The organism is Halalkalibacter urbisdiaboli (assembly GCF_002156385.1).
In the GTDB taxonomy this organism is placed as follows: domain Bacteria; phylum Bacillota; class Bacilli; order Bacillales; family Bacillaceae_D; genus Halalkalibacter_A; species Halalkalibacter_A urbisdiaboli.
In genome coordinates, this window is sequence record NZ_MVJM01000001.1 from 1,151,785 (window position 1) to 1,161,163 (window position 9,379).

Below are 9,379 nucleotides of genomic sequence, written 5' to 3' on the forward strand. Positions count from 1 at the left end.
AATTAATTTAACAAATATAAGCTAGCGGTACTATTTGTTAATCTTCTTTAAGTAACCTCCAAAACGCCATATCCTCCATAAACTCTAACTTATTACCTGAGACATTGGTGGCTAAGCTCTGATGTTTCTCCAAAGCTCTAATTTTATTCATTAATCGCTCTTCTTCCTCCTTGCTCTCGGTATTAAAAATCGATTGGACTTCTCGTCTCTTGATTTCTGTTACCTGATGAACAACCCAAGTAAGAATATACTGGGAATAATCATTTTCACCAGTAGCAAAATGACTTAAAAATTGTGTTGATAAAATGGTACCAACACCAAATTCTCTTCCTTCTTTTAATATTTTTTTAAGTGAAGCAAAGTCCCTGCTTAAGAAATTATCTGCTTCATCTACAAGAATCATCTTCGTTAGTTCTCGATAATCACCAGTAATTTGACTGTGACCCTTTGTTTGCATTTGAGAGTAAAACGCATCAAGTGTAATACCTACAATGAGATTTTGTATGCCTACATCATAATTTGATAAATTAATGACAGTCACACCATCAATTAATTCATATAATGATTTGGTCTCTTCACTAACTGGTGAAAAAATTTCAAATTCAGCTAAATCCTTTAAAGCTACGGATAAGCTATCTTCCTTACTTCCCTCTTTTTCAAGGTAAATGTTATAGACATCTGCTATTGTGGGAGCAAATAAGTCCCACGTTTCAGATTTGGCACGATGAATGCCTTTTCTTTCATATGCTTCCATAATTAAATCCCGTAGCAGGCCTTTTTGTTTTACCCCAAGGTTAAACGCTGTCCCAATCGTTTCCTTAATACTATTAGCTGTGTGAAGAGGTAACATAGGCTTTGGTTGTTCGCCTTTAAATAGTGCAAGTGGATTATAGGGCAAATGAAACAAATCATATACGGTTGCATCATTTGCTTTTACAAAGTCGTCTTTAATGTAGTCTCCTTTATAGTCAAAGATTAAAATTCCTATATTTGTCCTATTCACGTTTTTCTCAAAACTATTGTGTAATTGGGTTATCAATGATTTAGTAAATTGTGTTTTGCCTGTTCCCATTGTGCCGATAATTCCTGTATTTGTATGCATCACCTTACTAGTGGTTGTTGGATACCAAATTAATGGTGTTTTATCAGCTATTCTATGACCAAACAAGATTTCCATTTGTCGGTCTTGAGAAGCACTATGACTACTAGTCGTCGAATCTATTTCTTTTTCTATTTCTTTTTCTGTTTCTTTCTCTAACTCTGTTACATCCTCAAGGTCCTTTGTTTCTTCTTCCGTAGCCGTGTTCCCCTTATTTTCTTCTACATGGGTTTCCACGTTATAGTTATTGCAGAGAAGTATCTCTGTTTTTAAATCAGTCCTGCTACCTTGAATGGTTTCCATTAAATATGGAATATCTTTTGTAATATATTGAAACCCGTCATACTCAGGTAGTTCAATTAACAAGGTGTTCTCTATTGGTTTTACTGTCTTAAAATTAATATCTTTTCCAAATGAAATAATAGCTCCATCCTTAATATATTTGTTGAGGCCAAATTCCACTTTATATTGGTCATTTAATAATTTTGTTCGAATACCTGTATCTAAAATCTTTTTCCAATCTTGCTCAGGCCAAACATTATAAAGTTGCATTTTTTTTGCACTTACTAAAGCTAGTTGAATCAGAAAATCTCGGTAGACCTTTCCTCTAAAACTTTGGCTTGCCAAAAAGTCTTCAAGGGCCTTTCTCGTTTTATTAACCTGCTCAGTTGCCTTTTTGATAACTCCATCTTTATTGTATCCAATTTTCACTTCAACGGGATAGTAATGAACTTTTATAGTATCACCCTTTTCTTCTATCCCGATTAATAACAAGTCATCACTCTGTGAACCTGATACACCAAGATTACTAGCTGAAAATAATCCTTCTTTTTGCTTTAAACCGACGGCGCCTGAGACCCTAAATATTTCTTCTAAGGATAGCGGAACCCAATGAATGTCCGGGTGAGCAAAATAGGCAAGACTAAATTTGACCGCAGATAATAAACTGAGTTTTTCACGAGGGAATTGACTATTATTTGAAATTAGTCTTAGGAGCCAATCACCATTTATACTGTTGAACAGATTAATTATTTTACTTGTTTCAAATGAATCTTCATTTGTTAACTTATCAGCTAAAAATTCATTAATTATCGTTTGATACTGTGTCGAGCGTTCAGTCACTGTTATCGCGTCATAGCTACTTGAAGAACTATACTGGTCACTATAGTGAATTATCATTAAGTTATTATCACGTTCCTCATTATACCTAAAGAAAGATAGGTCAAACTTCGGTTCAATAAATGTTACCCAATGAGAGGATTTATAGATTTTATTTAACTGACTATCATCCCGTTCTGAAAACGCTGTAACAATAGTCTCAAACTGATTAAATGGATTTTGTTTACTTGCTGCTTGAGCTAGAGCATTAAATGACATCGATAGTTCAACTAGGTCACTTGGGCTCTCATACAAATATTTCGTTCCAAATCCAGTTCTATAAGAATTTCCTAAAAAGACGGAAGTAACTGATGATAACAAGCCATTTAAACCTATACCAGTTTCAATATTTCGCATGTCATCTCTAGTTTCATCAGTATTTTGATTAACCTCATAGAACGTTATATGAGCATATTCGTACGTTTCTTCATCCAATTTTCTTTTGAAGAAATGGACCTTTTCTCTAAATATGTTCAAAATATCTTCTTGACTAAAGTCTTTTGAATTAAGATTAATTTGAAAGTGCTTCTTTATTTCCTCAGGATCTTCATAAAATGAAAACTCTTCAAATGAATTGTAGGAGTTCTCTTCACCATAAATATACAACTGGATAGGTAAAAGGTCTTTTAAAGATTTTACATTTTTAAGATTTTTATTATAGTATTCAAAAATCCCTTGAAGTACTTCTCGACAGTCACCAAGATTAATCAAATTTAATTTTAAAGGTGCTTGTGAGTGAGCTTGAAAAAGGTAATCAAAATGAGAAGTAAACTCTTTAATTTTTTCGCTAACTAACTTAGAAACAAAATTAACTGATGCATTATATCTGGACGTTTGATACTGATAGTAATAGGTCCACTCTGGCGAGTGCTTTTGTTCAACAGGCTTATAAATTTCATTATTGTGATAAATATATGGAAGTAAGTCCTTTGAATCTAATCTTTTAAGAATTTCATCAGGTAACGACTCTTCTCCAACTTGTTTATTTAATTCGATTTGATAAGCGACATTAATTGGATGAAGTGGTGTAAATTTAATTTCTTTTAATCCACCTAAAACTTCAACAGTACCTAACTTCATCAAATTCTTTTCGTTTGTATCAAGTATATGACCTTCTTTAATATTATTAATAAACTTAAGCACAGACTGAACATATACCTCAGCCAATCTAGTTAACTCCTCGTCCCAGTAAGAGAGGCTTGGCAAAGTATTATTTCGTTGAAAGTAATTGATTATATTGAGATACGACTCTTTGATATCAGCTGGAATTTTTAACTCATCACGTTCTACTTTCCCATTAATCTCCTTCATGTACAAAGCTGCATTTTTAATAAAAGCCTGTTCGATTTTAAGATTCTCTTCAAACAAATTGTCATTTATATAATAAGCCCTGTTTCCATGTAGTAATCTTTCGTCGGCATATTGAAAACTTTGTTTATAATCCCTTTTATCTTTTTGTACCTTTAAGCCAGTAATCGATGTAATTTTTGGAATTTCCTCGGATATTGCAAAAGGAATTTCGGTAGAAGGTAATTTAATAAGAACTTGTAAGAGATTATTATCATTTGAATTTTCTTCAATATTCTTTACAATCACTAATTGTTTATCAATATCTTCATGATTAATGACAGATTGCTCATCTTTTAAAACAACCGTTTCTTCCTCGCGCCCCCCCTGATTTAAAATGATGTTTTCTTTTAGGTCTGCAATTTCAATATACTGCTCTTTTTTACTAATTTGCACCAGATAATTTGTACTAACGGCAAGTAAATAGTCTTCAGAACATTCAACTACAGCTACCTTGAACTCATAGTTAACCCCATCCTCTTTGTAACGAAATTTAGAAAAGGTTGTGGTACCTTCCTCACATTCAATCGTCATAGTGATTTTTTTACCGGATATACTTGCACTTTGGTTAAACTGATTTGTAAAATGTTCTTTCTTTAAATAACGATCAAAATGAAAATCAATCGTTACTGTATCCGTATGATTTTTGTTAAATATAATTATGTTTCTCTTTCTTTCTTTTGCTTTTGTATCGCCATCACTTCTTTCCCAATAAGTTAAACCTTCAGCTGTTGTTTTCGGTGTATTTTCTATATAAGCTAATGGAGTAACTTTTTTGGCAATATCAGCCGACTCTTTAACAAAGGCATAATCTTGGTCTGACCAATTTTCTTGAGTTAATTTTTCAACTCCTTTTTCGTCAAAATGTTTTTCTAACTCCTGTGCTGGATCCCCGTATTTTTGAATTTCTTCTATTAAAATGAATTTCTCGTAGTTTTCTTCAAGCCGCTCTAATCTACTTCTCTCATCATAAATTTGGTCCAACCCTTTATCCTTAAATAGTCTAAATTCTTTAAATGTTTCATCATCAATTTGACCGTACAATGTTTTTATAATGGGTTGATAATCGAAAATAGACGCCGCATCGGTATTTTGACTTTCAATTTTCTTTAATGAGAACGCAACAATACTTTTTTCTGTTTCGTTAAGTGAGCTTGATTGTATTTTTTGGGCAATATTATCTTTTAAAGCCTTAAATGATAGAGGCATCCCCTTCTTTTGTAGACTTTCTGTTCCACCGATAATACTATCGAGGGTCGTATCATGTATAAACAAAATTGCTGTTTTTTTAAATAAAGGGTCCTCGGTTCCGACCATATTACGAAGGGTTGTTAAGAAATCAGGGGTAACCTTATCTACTGTAGACGAGATAATTATCTTACATCCCTCAAAAATGATTGAAAAAGTAGAAAATGATTTTTCATCCCATATAAATGTTTCTATTATTCCTTCTTGTTTCGCTAAATCTTCAAGATGAACGACTAAATCAGCTACATCCTTTAATTGTTCAAACTGGATGTTATATTTGTCACCGGGATTTAATGTTTTATTACGAAAATAATCTAATATTTTCTCAGAAAGGTATTTATAGAATATATTTGACATATTGTGCATCACCACTATCGCTTTTTTTCTCCAGTAAATTTAGTTTTTCATAAAGCTCAACAATTGCTTTTTTAGAATCTCTATCGAAATAAATTCCTCTGGAATTAAACTTAGTAAACAAATCATTTAATGCTATTTTTTCAGCATTTTTGATACATAGCTTTGTTAAAAATATGAGGAAGTCTTGTTTCAAATTTAATGTGTAACCTAAAGGACCTGATTTTTTTAAAAAGAACTTTTTAGCAAAACTCTCAAATCCTTTATAATATTTTTCATTAGCGCGAGAACGCGTAGAGTTTGCAAATTGATAATTAATGGCATAAAACAATTCTTTAATTAGATTGAAAATATCCTCTTCACTTTTTGGATAGGGGGGGTGATGCTGGCTCCAGACAACATCCTTTACTTTTTCTTTATATTCTGAGATTAACTGTTCCAAATCATCTGCTAGTAGTTGTTTCTCTTCCTCGGTTGAATCTGCAACGATCTGTTTAAAGTCCGTATAACGAATTAACCCTTCGCAACCTTGCATATGATTTAACATTTCTAAACAATTTATATGAGCGAAAAGTTTTGGCAGCTTAGGGGCAATAACCTTCCACCCCTGTTTATAACTGTTTCTTGACTTTCCTCTTGATTCCCAATCTAAGTTATAGTAGACGGCAATGTTTTCTTTTCCATCCTCAAAATTATCAAGATGTAAAATAAATTGGCTAACATAGTAGAAAAAGTAATACCGTAAAAGCTGTTCAAAGTGTTCTAGAAATAAATCATTGTTTTGAAGTAAGAACACTATATCTTCTTCAAATTGCTTTTGTATTTCGGCTAGATAAAGAGTGTAAGTCGATTTATTTGATTTACTTAACTCCTCCATCTTCGGTAGAGACTTATACATGAGATTTAACAAGACATTTTGAGGCTCATTTTTATTTAATTCAACAATTTTCTCCTTAACATCCTCGCTAATAAAAATATCAGATAAAAATTGACCAATTTTCATTTCATTTTTCTCTGATTTAATATAGTTAAAGAAATAAGGATGTGCATTAACTAATTCTCCATCTTCATGAAAAAGTAACTCTCTAATAATAGCCGCAATTTCTCCGGTTTTACCTGTTTCAACGTTAGCAGTTGCCTCACCGATAAGTTGCTCACTATCATAATCAACACTCTTCTTTCCTGTTGTAACTCTAGAAAATCCCCCTACAACACCGTGAAAATTATCTATAATAATTTCACTGGTTGTATAAGGTAATAACTTAATTTTTTTCCCAGCACTATGTGTTAAAAGAGATTTTTTGCTCTCATCAGTTGAAAACTTAAATGTTTCACTGAGTTCTTTAAAGTCGATTCGATACGCCATAGTTAAATCTCCTTAAATTCAAATGTTTCAAATTCCTCATCGTAACTTAATTCATACTTCTTTAATCTACTTCCCACTTTCTCAATAAATTGTAATTTATCTTCTTGGTCCCCAAAACGAATAATATTATTAATAAAATCGTCAAAATTAACAAAGTTGTTTTTATCTTGCTTATTTGGTCGATATCCTTCATTAATCTTCATTAACAGTTCATATAAAGGATAATCCACTCTAATTGAGAAAATTTCATCAGCAGTTAAGACCTTGAACTTTAATACAAAATAAGACAAAAATTTAGATAAGTTTTCTTCATTTCGCTCAGTTAAATCTTTCACTTCAGGTTTTATTTCAAGTAACTGACTTATCGTATATTTTAATTGATTCCTTCCAGGATATAGGTTAATTCTTCCCGCTTCACTCCGACCATTCCATTCATAAATGCTATGAATAACGTTCCGGTAAAGATCCTTAAGTTGGCCCCTGCTTCCTTTATTCCAGTAGTATAAATTTCGAGAAAACGACGTGTAATTAGAATCATGGAAATCCAACTTTGAATTTTCATTTGGATAAAAAGCATAAAACCTTAACAATGTTTTCAAAGCTGTTTTCTTATATTTTTGCTCAATAATATCAAGATCGCGTTGAACTCGATTATGCCTTAATAGCTTGTCACTTACATTTTCTTCAAATAAACTTAGTGTCATTCTTGAGTTATAAAAAGTTATAATCACTGAGTCTAATGTTTCAGAACGCTTATTAATTGGGTCAATCAAAGTTAAATTAGAAAAAACTTCTGAAAGCTGACTGAAGTCAAAAAAGAGGTTGGGTAGTAATGATGAAAAGAACTGTTCAAACGACATTTTCTCTATATGTTTTTTCAAGTCTTGTTCAGAACTAATCTGTCCAAGCTCTGACTCAACTAACATGTTATATATAAAGTTTAATAATGAACGAGAGGAAATAATCGTCTTGTACTTCAAACTAAGTTCGGAAATAAAACTAATAATTGCATCTTTAACTTTATCCATCTTAATGAGTTCATAGTTGTACTTTACGGGGCAATTTTCTCGAATCGCACATGTTTGAGAACATTGTTCAAGATACACTTTGTTAAACGGATTCTTATCTGACGATGAAGAAATTTTATCTAACATATCGTAAATGAATTGTGATGTAGGCCCTTTCTCTGTTAATGAAAACAAGTGGTAATCACTTAAATTAACAAATTGAAAGTAACTATCTGGTTCATACGAATTATCTTCGACAACCGACTCTAAAATACGCTTGGAAATAACATACTCCTTTAATCGTGTGAAATTATCCTCATATTCGGAATGTAAAAAATTGTTTAGTGTTCCTAAATTTATCGCAAGCAAAATATGCCTTTGGTTATTCTGTAATCCATTTTCTAAAGCCTTATCAGAGAAACCGCTTAAGACATCATTTAATGTATCCATTGAAGTCATCGTTGGTGCGTTACTCTCTGTAGCATCATTATGAATATAAAAACTCTGATTAATTTCAGGGATCATTTCCTTTAAATATGAAAGTAAATGAGATTTTCCATCTCCCACACTCCCACAAACTAGTACTAGCTGAGGTTTCGATGAATCAAGAATATTCCTAATAATATTCGTTAATTCTTCCTCCGACTTTCTTTTGATATGCATGTACTTTTTAAAATCATTAAAACTATCTATGTTTTCAACAGCTTCTTTTGAAGATTCTTTAAGTTTAGCTAACTCACTTATTAAACAATTGCTCGTAGCTACCATTATGAACACCTACACAATACAGTTTTTTTTATTACTAGGTATTTTTTCCTTATTGAGATTATAACGAAAATTCTATTAAACTTCAAAAGGAAAAAAATGAACTTAAAGAACGACCAATTTATCCTATACTTATAAGTGAAAATTTAAGTCTAAACACATATAAAACATACTAACATTAGTAGTACAGACCCTGGCCAGGGTTTGTGCTACTATTTTTTATAATAGAAGTGAAGTAAGGCCGACCAGCCTCTAGGACCGTTATTGAGTCCGTATCAAAAACCGGCTAACTTCACACCCTTATTTGAATCAGTATAGTATGTTGGGTCCATAAGAGATCGAGTAAAAGAAAGTGGAATCGATAAGGCAATGTGAAGACTTCTATGATTGGCAAAATAAGGAGAAATGAATATGAAACATGTACTGGCATTCGACGTTAGTAATGGGGAAAAGTACGATGGTTATCTATAACCACTACAAGAAATGTGAATATGAAGGCGAAATTAAACATAATAAATCGTCCTTTAAAGCCTTAAATGAAAAAATTTGCGAAATAATTAAACCGGATGGTCAAGCACCTGAAATTGTATTTGAAGCATCAGGAGTTTATCCAAGACCATTAGAATACTTCTTTCAAACAGAAGGCTATACCTATCATAGAGTTAGCCCGTTAGAAGCTAATCTAAAAACGTCTTCGATGCACCGTCATAAGACGGACACAAGTGATGCTCATAAGCAGCTCGCTAAATCCCATTTTCAGACAGAACGTTCAACGACGTATCAGGAAGAAAACTATTATAAACAAATGCGTGCACTAACACGTTATTATGATGAATTAGATAGTGAAATGACAAATCTATATAGCCGCATGCACACTATTTTACAGCTTAGTTTCCCTGCACAAGAAAGTCTTCTCTCCAAACGTTCTGCACTCTTTTTGAATATCGCTCAGCTTAATCCACACCCAGATGAAGTATGCCCTGTTCAAAAACCGTGATAAGAAACCGAATAAAAACCAATACAAAAAAGAATATA

The 9,379-nt window shown here is 32.3% G+C and carries 4 protein-coding genes; 1 reads left to right on the forward strand and 3 read right to left on the reverse strand.

Features of this window, described 5'->3' with window-relative positions; genetic code table 11:
- Positions 1-37 precede the first annotated feature (37 nt).
- Genes dptH through dptF form a run of 3 tightly spaced genes read right to left on the reverse strand, consistent with a single transcriptional unit; the run spans position 38 to position 8,347 of the window.
- Entirely contained in the window at positions 38-5,209 is a 5,172-nt protein-coding gene (gene dptH / locus B1R93_RS05795) for a DNA phosphorothioation-dependent restriction protein DptH (RefSeq protein WP_165763737.1), read from the reverse strand.
- Positions 5,190-6,572 carry a DNA phosphorothioation-dependent restriction protein DptG gene (dptG, locus tag B1R93_RS05800; RefSeq protein ID WP_088102997.1) on the reverse strand — a complete coding sequence of 461 codons (1,383 nt, stop codon included), beginning with the start codon at positions 6,570-6,572 and terminating at the stop codon, positions 5,190-5,192. The genes dptH and dptG overlap by 20 nt, the downstream gene beginning before the upstream one ends.
- Before the next feature lie 2 nt (positions 6,573-6,574).
- Positions 6,575-8,347 (reverse strand): DNA phosphorothioation-dependent restriction protein DptF, encoded by a 1,773-nt coding sequence (gene dptF, locus B1R93_RS05805; protein WP_088102998.1) that lies wholly within the window; start codon positions 8,345-8,347, stop codon positions 6,575-6,577.
- Between the two features lie 415 nt (positions 8,348-8,762).
- Here dptF and B1R93_RS05810 point away from each other — a divergent pair, with 415 nt between their 5' ends.
- Positions 8,763-9,341 carry an IS110 family transposase gene (locus tag B1R93_RS05810; RefSeq protein ID WP_245308199.1) on the forward strand — a complete coding sequence of 193 codons (579 nt, stop codon included), beginning with the start codon at positions 8,763-8,765 and terminating at the stop codon, positions 9,339-9,341.
- Positions 9,342-9,379: the final 38 nt, after the last annotated feature.

Bases quoted from the DNA above. Each gene is read 5' to 3' on its own strand.
- dptH (WP_165763737.1), bottom strand. From the start codon at position 5,209: ATGTCAAATATATTCTATAAATACCTTTCTGAGAAAATATTAGATTAT.
- dptG (WP_088102997.1), bottom strand. From the start codon at position 6,572: ATGGCGTATCGAATCGACTTTAAAGAACTCAGTGAAACATTTAAGTTT.
- dptF (WP_088102998.1), bottom strand. From the start codon at position 8,347: ATGGTAGCTACGAGCAATTGTTTAATAAGTGAGTTAGCTAAACTTAAA.
- B1R93_RS05810 (WP_245308199.1), top strand. From the start codon at position 8,763: ATGTACTGGCATTCGACGTTAGTAATGGGGAAAAGTACGATGGTTATC.